A 15,818-nucleotide genomic window follows, 5' to 3' on the forward strand; every position below is an offset into this window, starting at 1 on the left:
CAAGGCTGGCCGGACGACACCCCGTTGAAGGTGCGTCCGGCCAGCCCTTTTTTACCTGCTAGGCGCCGGGGTAGAACCCGTCGCTTCCCAGCCGCGAGGCGTCGGAAAGCAGCATGGCAATCTCGGCGGCCTCCGTATCCTGCTCGGGCAGGCGGCGGTGCTCGGGCAGCTCGAACAACGGCGCGCGGCCGAGCATGCCCTTCTCCACGCGGGCGCGGCCCTCGTTGAGGCGGCGGGTCGCCTGCTCGCGCCAGGCCTCGCCCGCGACCTTGGCGAAAACGCCCGGGTGGGCGAGGACAACGACGGCGGAGACGTGGCCGAAGCCGAGCGAGGTGAGCACGCCCGCCTTGACCTGGCCGACCTCGAACGGCGACTTCAGCCACACCAGCGGGCCGGACTTGGCCTCGAGCTCGCGGTCGACGTTGTCGAGGCTGACGTTGCCGGGTAGGCGACCGTGGGCGAAGATGTCCACGAGCCCGCCCATCTGGAACAGAGCGGCGCCGCCCTTCGCGTGGCCGGTGAGCGACTTCTGCGAGACCACGAACAGCGGGTTGTCGGCGCTGCGGCCCAGGTGCGCCCACAGCCGCGCGTGCAGTAGCGACTCGTTGGGATCGTTGGCGTTGGTGGAGGTGTCGTGCTTGCTCACCACCTGCACGTCGTCGGGTCTAAGCCCGAGTGCGCGCAGCGAGCGGGCGAGCGGGGAGTTCTCGCCGCCGCGGGCCGCGCCGAGCGCGCCGAGCCCGGGCGCCGGGATCGAGGTGTGCACGCCGTCGCCGTAGGACTGGGCGTGGGCGACCACGGCGAGCACAGGCAGCCCCAGCTGTGCTGCGACGCTGCCGCGGGCGAGGATGACCGTGCCGCCGCCCTCGGCCTCGAGGAAGCCGCCGCGCCGGGTGTCGTTGGCCCGGGAGATGAAGCGGGCGTCGATGCCCTTGTCGAGCATCTCCTGGGTGTCCGCGGTGGCGTTCATGTCGCCGAAGCCCGTCAGCGACTCGACCTGGACGTCGTCGATGCCGCCGGCGACCACCACGTCCGACTTGCCCAGCTTGATCTTGTCCACGGCCTCCTCGACGGAGACCGCCGCGGTGGCGCACGCGGCGACCGGGTGGATCATCTGGCCGTACCCTCCGATGTAGGACTGCATGACGTGCGCGGCGACGACGTTCGGCAGCGCCTCCTGGAGGATGTCGCTCGGGCGATCCTCGCCGATGAAGCGGCTGACGAACACCTTGTGCAGCGACTCCATGCCGCCGATGCCGGTGCCCTGCGTGGAGGAGATCGCGCCGGGGTGCACGGCCTGGAGCAGCTCCGCGGGGCTAAAGCCCGCCGAGAGGAAGGCGTCGACGGCGGTGACCAGGTTCCACGCGGCGATCCGGTCGATGGAGGAGACCATGGAGGCGGGGATCCCCCAGCGGGTCGGGTCGAAGTTGTCGGGCATCTGGCCCGCCACGAAGCGGGTGAGCGTGGCCTTGCGCGGCACGCGCGCAGTCGCGCCCTTCGCCCTGGTCACGGCCCACTCGCCGTCCTCGGCCGGGGCGATGGCGGTGAACTGCGGGTCGGCCTCGAGGTACTCGCGGGCCGCCTGCTCGCTTGCGACGGTGAAGGTGATCTCCTTGTCGAGGAACACCTCCGAGGCGTCGATGGAGCCCTTGTCGTTGAGGAAGAACTTGTCCGACAGCTCGCGGATGCCGCAGTGGGCTACGACCTCGTCGCGGAAGCGGTCGTAGATGTCCTCCTCGGCGACCTGGTGGTCGTCGGCGTCGTACCAGCCGGGTACTGGGTCCTCCTTCCACTGGATGAGCTGCATCATCCACGCGAGCTCGAGCACGCCAGCCGCGCTTAAGTCGACCGAGCCGTCGCGGCGCAGGCCCATCTCGGCCTCGAAGCGGGTGCGGCCGGAGCCCCAAGAGCTGACCTCGCCGAGGCCGACGATGACGACCATGTCGTCGAGCGACTGCGTGACCTCGCCGGTGTCGATCGCGCCGGGCTGCTCGCGCAGGACCGGGGTGGGCAGCGCCGGGATGGACACCTGCGGCGCTTCCTCCGGCGCGGGCTCGGCGGGGGACTCGGGGGCCAGGTCCGCCAGGCTCAGCGGGGTGGTGGCCAGCCCGCCGGTGAAGTCGGCCTCCAGCGGGGAGACCGAGGCGCGCACGCGGGACTCGTGGCTGGCAAGCCCCACGAGCTTGGTGGCGATGGTGTCCGGGGTGTAGACGGTGATGCCCGCGGCCTGCGCCTTGGGCACGAGCAGGTCGTTGCCGCCCATCAAGTTGGTGCCGGCCACCCAGCCGATCTGGGCGTGGGCCAGGGTGATCTTCTCCGGCCAGCCGCTTTCCACGTGCCACTTGTTGATCAGCGCGTCGAAGCCCGCCTTGACCTCGCCGTAGGCGCCGTCGCCGCCGAAGGTGCCGCGGTTCGGGGAGCCGGGCAGCACGGCGTGGACCGTGGAAGTTAGGTTGAAGCGGGCCGCGGCGGCGATGAGCCGCTCGACGCTCCACAGTAGAAGGCGCGCCTGGTTTTCCTGCACCGGCCCGGCGTCGGTCATGAGCCCGTGGACCTTCGGCGCGGCGAACGGGAAGACGAGGGTCGGCTCGAGCGCGGGCTTGAGCACCACGGCCTTGCCGCCCTTGGACTCGACCTGCTCGGTTCCCACCCACTCTGCCAGCGCGTCGGTGTCGCGGTAGCTGGACAGGTTCGCGGGGATGAGCCACAGCTTCGCGTGCGGGGTGGCGTGCTCGGCGAAGAGAAGCCGCGCGAATTCCTTGCGCGCCTGGTCGATGCGCGAGGCGGTCATGATCACGGTCGCGCCCTGCGCCAGCAGCTTTTCGACGAGCGATGCCGCGATCGAGTGGGGCGAGGCGCCGGTCACGATGGCCACGTCCCGGGCCATGGGCTCGTCGGCCGCACCGCGCGCGGCGTCCGCGATGGCGCGTAGGCGGTCCGCGCGTACCGGGGTGCGCTCGGCCCACCACTCCGCCTGGCCGGCCAGCGTCTCGCCGAGGCCGGCGAAGCGCTCGGCGGGCAGGTCGGCCTGGCCGGTGGCCACGCGCGCGAGGAGCTCGCGGCCGGACGCCCACAGGTCGTCGAAGAGCACGGCCTTGCGGGGGTCGAAGACCGGGGCGACCAGCCCCAGCCAGTCGGGGCCGAGCTCGGCGTCCATCGCCTCGTAGACGGCCTGGTCATTGTCCTCCTGGGCGGGTGTGGCCTCGGAAATGCCCAGCTGGGCGAGGATGCCGCGGGCGGTGGTGGCCAGGATCCCCTCCGGGCCGGTGATGGTTTCGGCAAACGCGTCGAGGGCGGCGCTGTCGACGGTCACCCCGCCCGCACTCGCCGCCCCGGCTGGTGCCAGGGTCGCCCCGTGGGCTGCGGCTACGGCGCCAACGGCGGCGTCGATAAGCGACTTGACCTCGGCGACGGACGACGCCGACGCGGGCAGGCTGCCGAGCTCGCCGCCGCGCAGGGACTGCCCCTCGCGGGTGTCCAGGAGGAGCGCGAGTTCGACGTGCGGCAGCCAGCTCTCCGGGATGCCCCAGGTGGCGGCGTGCTCGCGGACGAAGGCGGGCTTGCGGCCGGAGGCGCCGAGCAGCTGGCGTAGGCGGGCGGAGATGGCCTCGCCGAGGACGGGGCCGAACGCCTGGTAGGTGGGCGCGGCGGCGGTGACCTTGGCGCGCAGCACCTTCATCTCGGCGTCGGCGGCACCGTCGATGGCGGCCACGCCCAGCTCGGCGGGCAGGTCCATGAGCAGCTGGTTTCGGCGCGAGGAGACGCCGCCGGTGAGCAGCTCGAGGGTGTCGGCGTCGCCGATCTGGTCGGTGCGCAGCTTGTTCTCGTAGGCGAACAGCGCGTAGGTGGCCGATGCCGCGTCGAAGGGCAGCTCGGGCAGGGGGCCGCTCGCCGCCGCTGCGGGGGCGGGAGCCGGTGCCGGGGCCTCGGCGGTAGGTGCCGGCTGAGGCTCGGGTGTCGGTTCCGGCGAAGGCGCGGCGGCCTCCTCGGCAGGCTCCGGTGCGGGCGCCTCGGGCGCGCTCACCGCGTCCTCGAGCTGGACCTTTTCCTGGTCGCGCTCGACGTTGAGCACCTCGAGCTCGCGGCCTAGGACCTTCAGGCTGCGCTGAGCCAGGTTGGTCAGCGTCGGGGAGGCGGCGAGCCCCACCTCGACGACGCGGTCGACGCTATCGAAGAGCAGCTCCTGGGTCTCGATCCAGCGCACCGGGGAGGCGAACTGCCAGCTGAGCAGCTCCACGAGCAGCAGGCGGGCGAGCGCCTCGGGCTCCAAGTCGCCTGCGCGCACGCCGTCGAGGCGGGTCGAGGGGACCACCTCGCGGATGGAGTCGATGAACTCGTCGGTGAGCGCGAAGGGGCGGGCGACCAGGTTGGGGACGTAGCGCCCCACGAGGGCGTCTAAGTCGATGTGCTCGGGCAGGAGCTCGTCCAGCTTGGCCGCGAAGGCCTCGACACCGGGGCGCAGGACCGCGGAGTGGAAGGGCACGTCGATGCCCGGGATCTGCACGAAGGCCTTCGGGTGCGAACAGGCGGTCTTGAGCGCCGCGAGCCCGGCGAGGGTGCCTGCCACAGCGTACTGCTGGCCCGCGATGTTGTGGTTGACGATCTCAAGGAACTCGCCGCTGTCGGCGGCCACGCGCTCCACGAAGCCCGCGACCTCGGCGGCCTCCAGCCCGATCAGGTTCGGGCGCAGTGCGGCCAGCCCGTAGTTGGATCGACCCGCCTCGTCGCGCGGGACCAGGTTGTGCATGGCCTGGCCGCGGGCGAAGACGATGTCGATGACGGCCTCGAGGTCGAAGAGGTTGCCCATGCAGGCCAGCGCGGTGTACTCGCCGAGCGAGTGCCCGGCGAACATCCGCCGCGCGCTGATCGCGTCGGCCTCGCCTAGGCGGGCGGTCTGCCCGTAGGCGACCACGGCGAGCGCGACCTGCGTGAACTGGGTGAGGTTGAGCACGCCCTTCGGGTGCGCGTAGCGGGTCTGGCCCACGACGAGCTCGGTGGGGTTCTCGTCGATGACCGACACGATGGAGAACCCGAGGTTCTTGCGGGTGTGCGCGTCGGCGCGCTCCCAGGCGGCGCGCGCCGCGGGGGAGGCCTGGCGGTCGCCCGCGCCCATGCCCACGGCCTGGATGCCTTGGCCGGGGAAGACGTAGGCGATGGCGGGCTCGGCGAGCAGGGCCTGGCCGCGGGAGACCACGGCCCCGTCGATCTTGCAGCTGACCTCGAGCGCGGCCTGAACGCCGACGCGGCCGACACGCTCGACCTGGATGTCGACCGTATCACCCAGGTTCACCATGCCGTACATGGAGTAGGTCCAGCCGACCACCTCGCCCGCGCGCCCGGCGAGCTGCTGGGCGGTGGCGGACAGCCACATGCCGTGGACCAGCGGGGCGGAAAGGCCCACGAGCTGGGCCGCGGCGGTGGAGGTGTGGATCGGGTTGTAGTCGCCGGTGACGGTGGCGAAGGCGGTCATGTCGCGCGGGGCGGTGACCGTGGCGGAGGCGACGAAGGAGCGCGGGGTGCCCGTCAGCCCCGCGGCGGGCAGGGCGCCGCCGTAGGACGGCGCGGGGACCGGGGCCTCCTTGCCGTGCGCGCGGCCGCGGATGGCGAAGCGCTCCACGAGTTCTGCCACGACGTCGTCGTCGCGGCGCAGCGCGAGCACAACCGTGACCACGCGCCCCGAGGCGGACTCGGCGATGGACTCGCAGCGTCCCTCCACGGCGATGGGCAGGCCGTCTGCCAGCGAGGCGAGCGGGGTGTAAAGGTGCAGGACGTGGTCGAGGTGCACCGCGTTGAGCAGGCCCTCGATGACGGGGAAGCCGTCGGCGAGTCGGCCGGTGCCGAGCGCGGTGTAGATGGCGGGCCAGCACAGGCCGACCAGCGCGTCCGGGGTCACCTCGTCGGGGTCGCCGCCCGCGACGCCCGCGTGGGTGCGCAGCAGGGATCCCGGCAGGACGATCTCGTCGCTGACGGTGCCGTCGTGGTCCACGCGCGCGAGGTCGGTGACCGCCTGGCCCGCGGCGTTGACGGAGCCCACGCCCGCCACGCCCGCGAGCAGCGCGAAAACGGACTCGGACAGGCGCGCCTCGTCGACGACGGGGGATCCGCCGGTGTAGGCGGCCGAGGTTAATTCCAGCGGGATGTCCACGTGCTCGACGTAGAACGGCCGCTCGCCCTCCGGCAGGTCGTCCCAGTAGCTGTCGGCGTGAACGCGCAGCGTGAAGTGGGTGGGGTCGTCCCCGATGAGCTCGCAGGCGGAGTCGTCGAGGTGGATGAGCGGGTTGTCGATCAGGTGCCCGTGCCAGAAGATGGTTGGCGCGGTGCGGATGAGCTCCTCGGCGGTGGCGGCGCGCCGGGAGAAGCGCGGCTTTACGTCGCCGCCTGTCGCCTCGATGCAGGCGCTCTCGAAGCGGCCGAGGATGGAGGCGACGGGCTCGTCGATCTCGGTGATGCCGCCCACGGAGATCGGCCCCGGGATGATGCGCACGGCGGAGGCGGGGTAGGAGGCGTCCTGGGCCTGCCACAGCGAGTCGAGCCCGAGCCAGCGCTTGAGGTCGCCGTCGATGATCGGCACCCACGGCATCGGCTTGTGGTGCTTGCGGTTGAGCGCGATGAACCAGGCTGCGTCCTGCGGGAGCACCCGGATAGAGTCGGCCTGCGGGTAGTTTTGCAGGAGCTTGTCGACGGCCCAAGGCGCGTCCTCCACATCCTCGATCGAGGCGAACAGGGTGGGGATCTCGCCGTGGTCGGCTTCCGCGAGGCGCGCCTCGACGCGGCGGAGGAGGTCGAAGAAGCGGTCCGACCAGGTGGGGTCGGTAAACGGGTAGGCAAGCTCCACGAAGCGGCGCACCCACTGCGCGTAGGTCATGTCCTCGACCTCGCCGAAGTAGGGCTTGGCCGTCTTGTTGATGGCCTCGATGATCTCGGCCTTGTGCGCCGCGTAGTCCTCGATGTCGAGGCTGGTGATGAGCCGGGAGGCGCGGGCGAAGTCGTTGTCGATCTCGTACATGTCGGCCAGGAGGTGCGACTGGCCGGAGGTCATCCCGCCGTCGCTCTTGAGCCGCCCGACCCAGCCCTGCTCGATGCCGGGGGTTTCCTTCAGCAGCTCCTTGACCTGCGGGGAGGTGGTGGCCTCCTTGGCGGCCATGGCGGCGGTGCCGACCAGCACGCCGTCGACCGGCAGGGGCTGGCGCCCGTGCTTTACGGCCCACGAGCCGGTGACGAACTCCGCGGCGCGGGCGGGCGTGCCGATGCCGCCGCCGACCACGACGACCACGTTGCCGCGGTCGCGGATCTCGGCGTAGGTGGCAAGCAGCAGCTCCTCGAGGTCGACCCAGGAGTGGTGGCCGCCCGCGTGCCCGTCCTCGGCCTGCATGATGATGTCGAAGCCCGGGTTGGCGTCGGCGATGGCGAGGACCTGGCGGATCTGGCCCACGGTGCCCGGCTTGAACGCGACGTAGGGGAAGCCCTCGGCGTGCAGGGTGGTAATGAGCTCGGTCGCCTCGTCGAGCTCGGGGATGCCGGCGGAGATGGTCACGCCGTTGATGCTGGCCCCGCCCGCGCGGGCCTTGGACACGATCTTCTGCTGCCCGAACTGCAGGTTCCACATGTAGCGGTCGAAGAACATGGAGTTGAACTGGGCGGCGCGGCCCGGCTTGAGGAGGTTTTGGAGGTTGGTCTGGTTGTGCTCGAAGACCTCCTCCGAGTACTGGCCGCCGCCGGCCAGCTCCGCCCAGTGCCCGGCGTTGGCGGCCGCGGCGACGATGCCCGCGTCGACGGTGGTCGGGGTCATCCCGGCGAGCAGGATGGGGGAATAGCCGGTGAGCTCGCTGAATCGGGTGGTCAGCACCGTCAGGCCGTCGGGAAGCGAAACCAGCTGAGGCATAAAGCGCGCGTAATCGCGCGGGGCGGGCAGCTGCGTGCCGAAGGTCGCGAGCCGGTCGCGGCGGGCGGGGGTGGAGGCGTCGACGACGACGGCGTCGGTGTGCGGCGCGGTGATGGCGCCGAGCGCCTTGTCGAGGCTCAAGAGGTAGTCGTGGCGGCCGACCGCCCACTCGAAGGGCTCGACCAGGATGGCGTCGGCGAGCCCGCGCGCGTCGACTGCAAGCCCGCAGCGCGTCGACCACTCCACGGCCAGGTCGGCGGCGTCGCGCAGGCCCTCGTGATGGAAGGCGGCGTCGATGCCCAGGTCCTCCATCACCAGCTCGATCGGCTCGCCGCCAACTTCGCGGGCCTCGATGCGCGCATTGTGCTTGTCGACGAGCTTCGTCACCGCCTGCCGGACCTCGCGCAGCTCCTGCCCGGTGCCGCTCACGACAGCGCGGGTGGGGGAGTTGATCACGCCGAGCGGGATGCCCGCCTCGCGCAACGCCGCCACCGGCACCCCGCGCACGGCCAGCATCCGACCGAAGTGCGCCTGGGAGGTGGCGGCGCCGAGCACGATGGTGAAGGCGAGGTGGTCGATGACGCGCGGCTCGTCCCACTCACCGGCGGCGAGGTCGGCGATGGCGCAGGTGATGACGGCCTGCGAGTGCGGGTAGAGGGTCACCCGATCGAATGCCAGCCCCTCGTCGGCGAGCGCGCGCAGCGCGGCGAGGTGCCCGACCGTGATCGCCGGGACGGAGACCGCCGGCTCCGCGTCGATGGGAGAGGCGTCCGCGCCGGAGAGGATCTCGTGCACGCGCTCGGCGGCGCCCGGGACGATCTGACCCAGCTCGCGGGCGATGGGGGCGAGGCGCTGGCGGGCAGCGGCAAGCGCCTTGTCGATGCGCGCCGCGGTGGCGGCGTCGTCGCGGTAGCCGCGCAGGTCCTCGAACCAGCCGGAGGCCTGGCCGCCCAGCAGGATGCCGAGCGAGGAGCCGTTGAGGACGTCGATGGGGAGACGAGGAAGCGACATGAAGCCTACTTTCGAACGGGAAAATAAAATACCTACGCAAGCGTAAGTTACGGGTGCGTAGGTTTCAAGGAGGCTATGTCGCAATTCACAATCGTGTGCTTATCCGGGCATGGGTCACTTCCTGAAGGGTGGCTGAAATTGCGGCTGTGATGAGGGGCGACGAGGGGCTTGGGAAAGGTTGGGCAAAATAAAAAAGCAGCCAGCACAATGCTGACTGCTTTCCTTATTGTTCTAACGACTTAAGCGTTAGGGCGCTTGCCGTGGTTCGCCTTCTTCTTGCGGCGGTCCTTGCGCTTACGGCCACGCTGGCTCATGGGGGCACTCCTCACTTATTGGGGCAAAATAACAGCTTCCCACTTTAGTGGAGCGTAGAAGCCTGAAAGAAATTGGGGGAGGATTAAATGGTTGCGCGGGCGCGGCCGCGGCCGCGGTTCTTGCGGCGCTTGAGCGCGCGGCGCTCATCCTCGCTCATGCCGCCCCAGACGCCGGCGTCCTGGCCGGTCTCGAGGGCCCATGCGAGGCACTGAGAGGTAACGGGGCAACGGTTGCACACAACCTTTGCCGCGGCGATCTGGGCGAGGGCGGGACCGGAGTTGCCAACTGGGAAGAACAGCTCAGGATCTTCGTCGCGGCAAACGGCTTCGTGGCGCCAATCCATCTTTACTCCTTAAATAATCTCTAACGTGTGTGTTTCTCCTTGGTTGGGCGCGCGCAAACCAAGCCCCCCGGTCAAGGGGACTCAAAGAAGGGGCGCGGGGCTTTCGAAGTTCAGTCGCAGAAGGCGGGTCCTGAACCTGTGTGGTTTACGCGTCGTTTACTGTGCGGTTTCCCAAGGTTCGGCAAACGTTTTCTCATTGCTTGCCGTGAAGTACTTCAAAATAATGACATGTCCGCCGATTCTGCGCTAGACCTAAGTATCAAATTGTTGCCAGTATCACAAATGAGGGGCGAATTTGAGCCGCATCTCCCTGCCCGAAACCGAGGGTTTGGTGCCCGTTCAGGCATCGGTTCTTCCGTAACCAGCGGTTTTGTTTCCGGTCGCGTGAGTATCGATTCGCCGCCGCGGTCAAATCGCGGCGAATGCAACCCGCCACAGGTTTCTAAGGAAATGTCGCCCGGGGCACCCCAACGGGGGCTGGAGCGGCGGTGAACGGCAGGTAAAAGCTCGTGCCGCGCGAAGGCGCTCGGTAGGCTTGTTCGACGTGAGTACCGAAAACCCCGTGAATGCACAAGGGCTGAAGCCGCCGTCGCCCATGATCTACGCTGGCGTCATCGCCATCTGCCAGTCGCTGATCGGCATCGTCTACGCCATCATCCTCATCGTCCGCGGGTTCATGGGTAAGTCGGACCCCTCGATCGTCTACGAGTCGGACAATGCCAACACGGCGGTCGGTTTCGGTACCGCGGCCTTCCTGCTCATCGTCTTTGGCGCGGTCGTGGCGGGAGCCCTGCTCATGATGCGCGGCAAGCGCTGGGGGCGCGGCCCCGTCATCATGCTGGAGATCCTGCTGCTCCCGATCAGCTACTACATGTTCGCTGGCGGGCAGGCCCTTGCTGGCGCGGTGTGCGCGATCAGCGCGCTGGCGGCGCTGGGGCTGTCGTTTAGCCCCCGGGCCGTCGAGTGGGCCGCGGCGCAGTACGGCCGCTAGCCGTAGGCGTCGACAAGCGAATGCCTATTGCGGCTGAACCGCAACGAGCGTGGTGCCGCGCTTTTCCACGATGACGCCGCTGGCGGTGACAAGCCCCACGGAACCGCTGTAGCCAGCGCGGTCGTAGGAGAAGGAACGCTCGATGTCGCCGGTGTCCCAGTTGGCCACGGACATGCCCGCGACGGTGGGGATGACAAGCCGGTCGCCGAGCGCCGTGCCGGTGCCGATGGCGTCGGTGAAGATGCGCTCGATCGCCATCGTGTCGGGGTTAAACAGGTAGATGCGGGTGCCGTCGAACCAGGTCATGTGATGGGGGAGGTCCGCCGTCGCGGGCGCGAAGACCCCCTCGTGGCCCTGGAGGATCGGCGCCGCCTCGACCGGCTGCGCCGCGGTCTGGTGGCCGGAACTGTCGAAGCTAATGATCTGCGGGCTGGGGGAGGAGACGTAGACCGCCGCGCCCTTCTGGCCGATCGCGACGATCTGCGCGTCGGCGGAGGGCAGCTGGACGTCGGCGGTGATCTGCGGCTCGCGGGAATCCTCCGGGGTGGCCTTCTGGAAGCGCAGCCAGCCGGTGCCCTCGCACTCCTCGACGAGCCCGAGCAGCTCCTTGCGGGTGAGCGCGGAGTGGATCGTGCAGTCCTCGTGCGGCTGCATGTTCGCCTCCTGCTTGGCGTAGACGTCGCCGTACTCGACGGTGCGCACGAGGTCGGAGCGCCACAGCTCGACGCGCTGGTCGGAGACGATGCCGACGCGGTCGTTGGAGGAGATCGGGACGGGGTTCTCGCTGGCGATCGCGCTGCGGGTGCCCGCGTACTGGCCGGTGGCGGCGTTGATGGCCACGACGTCGCCGCAGCCCTCGCCGGTGCGGAAGTCTGCGACGACCTTCGACCACGCCTGTCCCAGCGAGCACAGCTCGGCGTTGCGGTCGTAGCTCCACACGGCCTCGCCGGTGGTGGGGTCGATCGCGGTGATGGTGGTCCGCGCGCCAGTGTCGCCGGTGGTGTCGGCGGAGATGACCAGCCCGTCGGCGATGACGGGCTTGGAATTGAAGGAGTCGGCCGGCGCCTGCCAGCCGATCGCGTACTGGGCCGCCACCGCGGGGGGCTGCTGCGGCGCCGAGTAGGGCGTCTGGGCCTCGTTCAGCTGCGCCTGGCGGATGGGCGCCGTCGCCCACGCCCCGGCCACCGCCACGATGCTCACGGCGCCGATGGTCCCGGCCGCGATCCAGTTCTTGCGGCTGCGGCCAAGGACGACGGTTGGTGTGCGTGGGGGCATGGTTTCCTATTGTCGCTCACGGCGCGCGGAGAGGGCAACCTGGGGCGGATTGCTTGGGTGATGTTAAAGGGGCGTCAGCGCGCGGGGTGCCTAGCACCCCGCACGGAGAGAAGGGCGGGTGGCTAGTGCCGGCGCCGCCCCCGCGAGCGCCCCTCGCCGCGGCCGCCCGAACGCGGGCTGCGCGCGCGATCCCGGGCGCCGCCGATGACCTTGCGCGCGGGGCCGACCTGCTCCTGGGCGCCCTCCGGGATGTCGAGGGCCTCGAACAGCTCGGGCGAGGTGCTAAACCACTGCGGCGGCTCGGGCGTGTCCAGCCCGATCTCGTCGTTGATGAGCTTCCACTTGTTGATCTCGTCGTAGCCGACCAGGGTGACCGCGGTACCGGAGTGCCCCGCGCGGCCGGTGCGGCCGATGCGGTGGACGTAGGTCATGGGGTCGTCCGGGGTCTGGTAGTTGATGACGTGGGTGACGTCGTCGATGTCGATGCCGCGGGCGGCGACGTCGGTGGCCACGAGGATGTCCACCTTGCCGGAGCGGAAGGCGTTGAGCGAGGTCTCGCGAGCGCCCTGGCCCAGGTCGCCGTGGACGGCCGCGACGCTGAAGCCGCGGGCGGCCAGGTCGTCGGCGAGCTCGGCGGCGGTGCGCTTGGTGCGGGAGAAGATGATGGTCTTGCCGCGCCCGGTGGCCTGCAGGATGCGGGCCGTGACGGCCGGCTTGTCCATGCGGTGGGCCTGGAAGATGACCTGCTTGGTGGTGGCGTGGGTCTGCGAGGCGCCGACGTCCTCGGCGCGGATGTGCACCGGCTGAGTCATGAAGGTGCGCGCGAGGGTGAGCACCGGTCCCGGCATGGTCGCAGAGAACAGCATGGTCTGGTGCGAGTGCGTGAGCGCCTCGAGGATCTTCTCGATGTCCGGGAAGAAACCCAGGTCGAGCATCTCGTCGGCCTCGTCGAGCACGAGGATGGCCACGCGGTCGAGCTTCAGGTTGCCGCGCTGGTAAAGATCGAGCAGGCGGCCCGGGGTGCCCACGACCACGTCGACGCCGCGGGCGAGCGCCTGGACCTGGTCCTCGAAGGGGTGTCCGCCGTAGATCGTGGTCACGCGCACCGGGGTCTCGGCGGCGGTGCGGATGAGGTCGTCGCCGACCTGCTGGGCGAGCTCGCGGGTGGGAACCACGACGAGCGCGCGCGGGGTGCCGTCGAGCTCCTCGACGTCGGCGGAGTCAAACACGCGGTCCAGGAGCGGGACGCCGAAGCCCAAGGTCTTGCCCATGCCGGTGCGAGCCTGGCCGATGAGGTCGCGGCCATCGAGGGCGATGGGCAGGGTGAGCTCCTGGATGGCAAAGGTGTGGGTGATGCCCTCTTTTGCCATGGCGCGCGTCAGTTCGACGGCGACGCCGAGCTCTTTGAAGGAAGGATGCGTATTTGGTGCTGACACAACCTTGATACTATCTGTAACCGTCTACGATTAGTCACGTTCTGTCGCCAATTGGCCCCAAGTTGGCGGTCCGGGTGGAACAATTCTTCGCTCCTTAGGCGTTACGTAGAGGTACGAAGAACGACTTTCTTAACTCGAACATCTGTAAGGAGTATCCCGTTTCATGGATATCAAGATTGGTTTCGCCGACTCCCCGCGCGAGCTCGTTATCAGCTCCACCGCCTCCCAGGAAGAGATCGCTGGTCGCGTGAGCGAGGCGCTCGCCAACGACTCCGGCGTCCTCGACCTGAGCGATGACAAGGGCAACCGCTACATCGTGCGCAACTCCCGCATCGCCTACGTCGAGGTGGGCACCCAGAACGCCCGCACCGTCGGATTCGCGGGAGCGTAAGCGCCCATGCCCTCGGCGAAAGAAAGCTTCTTTGTCCGCTTTGCCAAGGAATACGGGTGGCGTGCCTACGCGATTCCGGTGCTGAGCGTCATCACCATCTGGGTGCTGTACGACGTTTTCATTTCGCCGACCCCTGAGCCCGTCTCCCCGACAGTGGGGACTACGGCCTCCTCCTCGCACGGAGGGGAGGGTGCCACCGGGCCCAACCCGGCCGACATGACCTCGATGAGCACCGCCTCCGAGGAGCTGCCCGCGGGCGGCTCCTACACGGAGAAGGGGGACACCACCTACCGCCAGGTCGGCCACGAGGGCGCGAATGCGGGCCAGGGCACGGAGAAGACCTACAAGTACGTCGTCGAGGTCGAAAACGGCGTGGACACCTCCGGCTACGGCGGCGACGACGCGTTTTCGTCCATGGTGGACGCCACCCTCACCAACCCGAAGAGCTGGGTCGCCGATCCGAAGTTCCGCTTCGAGCACGTGGCCAACGGCGACGACGCCGACCTCCACATCCAGCTCACCTCGGTGGGCACCACCCACGAGCTGTGCGGCAGCAACATCTCCATGGAGACCAGCTGCTTCTACAACGACGGCGGCCGCGTGGTGCTCAACGAGTCCCGCTGGGTGCGCGGCGCGACCCCCTTCAACGGCGACGTCGGCGGCTACCGCCAGTACCTCATCAACCACGAGGTCGGCCACGGCATCGGGTATGCCGCCCACGAGCCCTGCGGCAAGGACGGCGAGCTCGCGCCGATCATGATGCAGCAGACGCTCAGCCTGTCCAACTCGGAGCTGTTCCGCATTGACCCGAACGAGGTCTACCCAGACTACAACGCCACCTGCCTAGCCAACCCCTGGCCGTATCCGCGCGCGTAGTCTTTCGCCTTCGCTTGTCGACGCCAAGGCGGGCGGCTTATCGGGCAAGGTTCGATCACACCGGTCGGGCCTTGCCCTTTTTCATTGGGGTGCGGTGCTTTAGACGTCGGCAAGCAAACTTGTTGAAGCGTCAACAAAACCGGTATATGATGGCCCCATGCAATTCGGAATTTTTAGCATCGGCGATGTCACCACCGACCCCACCAACGGAACCACCCCCACCGAACACCAGCGCATCCTTAACACCATCGAGATGGCGAAGAAGGCCGAGGAGGTGGGGCTCGACGTGTTCGCCACCGGGCAGCACCACAACCCGCCGTTCGCGGCGCCGGCGAACCCGCCGATCCTCCTTTCTTATCTCGCGGCACAGACGGAGAAGCTCCAGTTCTCCACGGCCACGACGCTCATTACCACCACCGACCCCGTGCGGCTGGCCGAGGACTACGCCTACGCGCAGCACCTCGCCGGCGGGCGCATCGACCTCATGCTTGGCCGCGGCAACACCGGGCCGGTCTACCCGTGGTTCGGCAAGGACATCAGGAAGGGCATCCCGCTCGCGATCGAGAATTACCACCTGCTGCGCACCTTGTGGCGCAAGAAGAACGTGACGTGGTCGGGGGAGTTCCGCACCCCGCTGCAGTCCTTTACCTCCACGCCGCGCCCGCTGGACGACACCCCACCGTTCGTCTGGCACGGCTCGATCCGCTCCACCGAAATCGCCGAGCAGGCCGCCTTCTACGGCGACGGCTTCTTCCACAACCACATCTTCTGGAACATCGAGCACACCCAGGCGATGGTCAACCTCTACCGCCAGCGCTTCGAGTACTACGGCCACGGCTCGGCCGATCAGGCGATCGTCGGGCTCGGCGGGCAGGTGTTCATCGGCGAGACGGAGAAGAAGGCCAAGGACTTCTTCCGGCCCTACTTCGACAACGCGCCGGTCTACGGGCACGGCCCGAGCCTGGAGGAGTTCGAGCGGATCACCCCGCTGACCGTGGGCACCGTCGACCGGGTCATCGAGCGCTACCTGGGCTACGCGGACGCCGTGGGCGACTACCAGCGCCAGCTCTTCCTCGTCGACCACGCGGGCCTGCCACAGGAGGTGGTGCTCGAGCAGATCGAGATCCTGGGCACCGAGGTCGTCCCGGTCCTGCGCCGCGAGTTCGAGGCGCGCCGGCCCGCGCACGTGCCCAGCGACCCGCCGACGCACGCCTCGCTCGTCGCCGCGGGCTCCGAGCACTATCACTTCGAGATCCAGCCGGCGTCCGCGCTGGCCGCGAGCGGAAAGTAGGTTCATC

Annotated in this window: 9 protein-coding genes; 4 read left to right on the forward strand and 5 right to left on the reverse strand. The window is 69.1% G+C overall.

Annotation, left to right across the window (positions count from 1 at the left end):
- Positions 1-58: 58 nt before the first annotated feature.
- The 3 genes from B843_RS03185 to B843_RS03190 form a co-directional block, all read right to left on the reverse strand.
- Positions 59-8,893, reverse strand: a complete 8,835-nt coding sequence (locus tag B843_RS03185; RefSeq protein ID WP_025252079.1) for a type I polyketide synthase — start codon at positions 8,891-8,893, stop codon at positions 59-61.
- 239 nt (positions 8,894-9,132) lie between these two features.
- On the reverse strand, positions 9,133-9,207 hold the full coding sequence (locus B843_RS14255) for a 50S ribosomal protein bL37 (protein ID WP_370443781.1): 75 nt from the start codon (positions 9,205-9,207) through the stop codon (positions 9,133-9,135).
- Between the two features lie 83 nt (positions 9,208-9,290).
- Positions 9,291-9,551, reverse strand: a complete 261-nt coding sequence (locus tag B843_RS03190) for a WhiB family transcriptional regulator (protein ID WP_025252080.1) — start codon at positions 9,549-9,551, stop codon at positions 9,291-9,293.
- A gap of 595 nt (positions 9,552-10,146) precedes the next feature.
- Between B843_RS03190 and B843_RS03195 the strand changes: the two genes are divergently transcribed.
- Positions 10,147-10,542, forward strand: a complete 396-nt coding sequence (locus B843_RS03195) for a hypothetical protein (RefSeq protein WP_025252081.1) — start codon at positions 10,147-10,149, stop codon at positions 10,540-10,542.
- 24 nt (positions 10,543-10,566) lie between these two features.
- Here the strand turns inward: B843_RS03195 and B843_RS03200 are convergent, their stop codons facing one another.
- A complete protein-coding gene (locus B843_RS03200) occupies positions 10,567-11,817 on the reverse strand; it encodes an Rv3212 family protein (RefSeq protein WP_025252082.1) in 1,251 nt (416 codons plus the stop codon).
- 122 nt (positions 11,818-11,939) lie between these two features.
- Entirely contained in the window at positions 11,940-13,253 is a 1,314-nt protein-coding gene (locus B843_RS03205; protein ID WP_025252083.1) for a DEAD/DEAH box helicase, read from the reverse strand.
- 163 nt (positions 13,254-13,416) lie between these two features.
- On the opposite strand from B843_RS03205, the gene B843_RS03210 reads away from it, so the two are divergent.
- The 3 genes from B843_RS03210 (at position 13,417) to B843_RS03220 (ending at position 15,811) form a co-directional block, all read left to right on the forward strand.
- Positions 13,417-13,644, forward strand: a complete 228-nt coding sequence (locus tag B843_RS03210; protein ID WP_025252084.1) for a DUF3107 domain-containing protein — start codon at positions 13,417-13,419, stop codon at positions 13,642-13,644.
- A gap of 6 nt (positions 13,645-13,650) precedes the next feature.
- A complete protein-coding gene (locus B843_RS03215) occupies positions 13,651-14,520 on the forward strand; it encodes a DUF3152 domain-containing protein (RefSeq protein ID WP_025252085.1) in 870 nt (289 codons plus the stop codon).
- 157 nt (positions 14,521-14,677) lie between these two features.
- Positions 14,678-15,811: a CE1758 family FMN-dependent luciferase-like monooxygenase gene (locus tag B843_RS03220; protein WP_025252086.1), complete on the forward strand. Its 1,134-nt coding sequence runs from the start codon at positions 14,678-14,680 to the stop codon at positions 15,809-15,811.
- Positions 15,812-15,818 lie beyond the last annotated feature (7 nt).

This window comes from Corynebacterium vitaeruminis DSM 20294 (assembly GCF_000550805.1).
Lineage (GTDB): Bacteria > Actinomycetota > Actinomycetes > Mycobacteriales > Mycobacteriaceae > Corynebacterium > Corynebacterium vitaeruminis.

Excerpts from the sequence above, each read along its gene's own strand:
- B843_RS03185 (WP_025252079.1), bottom strand. The coding sequence starts at position 8,893 with ATGTCGCTTCCTCGTCTCCCCATCGACGTCCTCAACGGCTCCTCGCTC.
- B843_RS03190 (WP_025252080.1), bottom strand. The coding sequence starts at position 9,551 with ATGGATTGGCGCCACGAAGCCGTTTGCCGCGACGAAGATCCTGAGCTG.
- B843_RS03195 (WP_025252081.1), top strand. The coding sequence starts at position 10,147 with ATGATCTACGCTGGCGTCATCGCCATCTGCCAGTCGCTGATCGGCATC.
- B843_RS03200 (WP_025252082.1), bottom strand. The coding sequence starts at position 11,817 with ATGCCCCCACGCACACCAACCGTCGTCCTTGGCCGCAGCCGCAAGAAC.
- B843_RS03210 (WP_025252084.1), top strand. The coding sequence starts at position 13,417 with ATGGATATCAAGATTGGTTTCGCCGACTCCCCGCGCGAGCTCGTTATC.
- B843_RS03215 (WP_025252085.1), top strand. The coding sequence starts at position 13,651 with ATGCCCTCGGCGAAAGAAAGCTTCTTTGTCCGCTTTGCCAAGGAATAC.
- B843_RS03220 (WP_025252086.1), top strand. The coding sequence starts at position 14,678 with ATGCAATTCGGAATTTTTAGCATCGGCGATGTCACCACCGACCCCACC.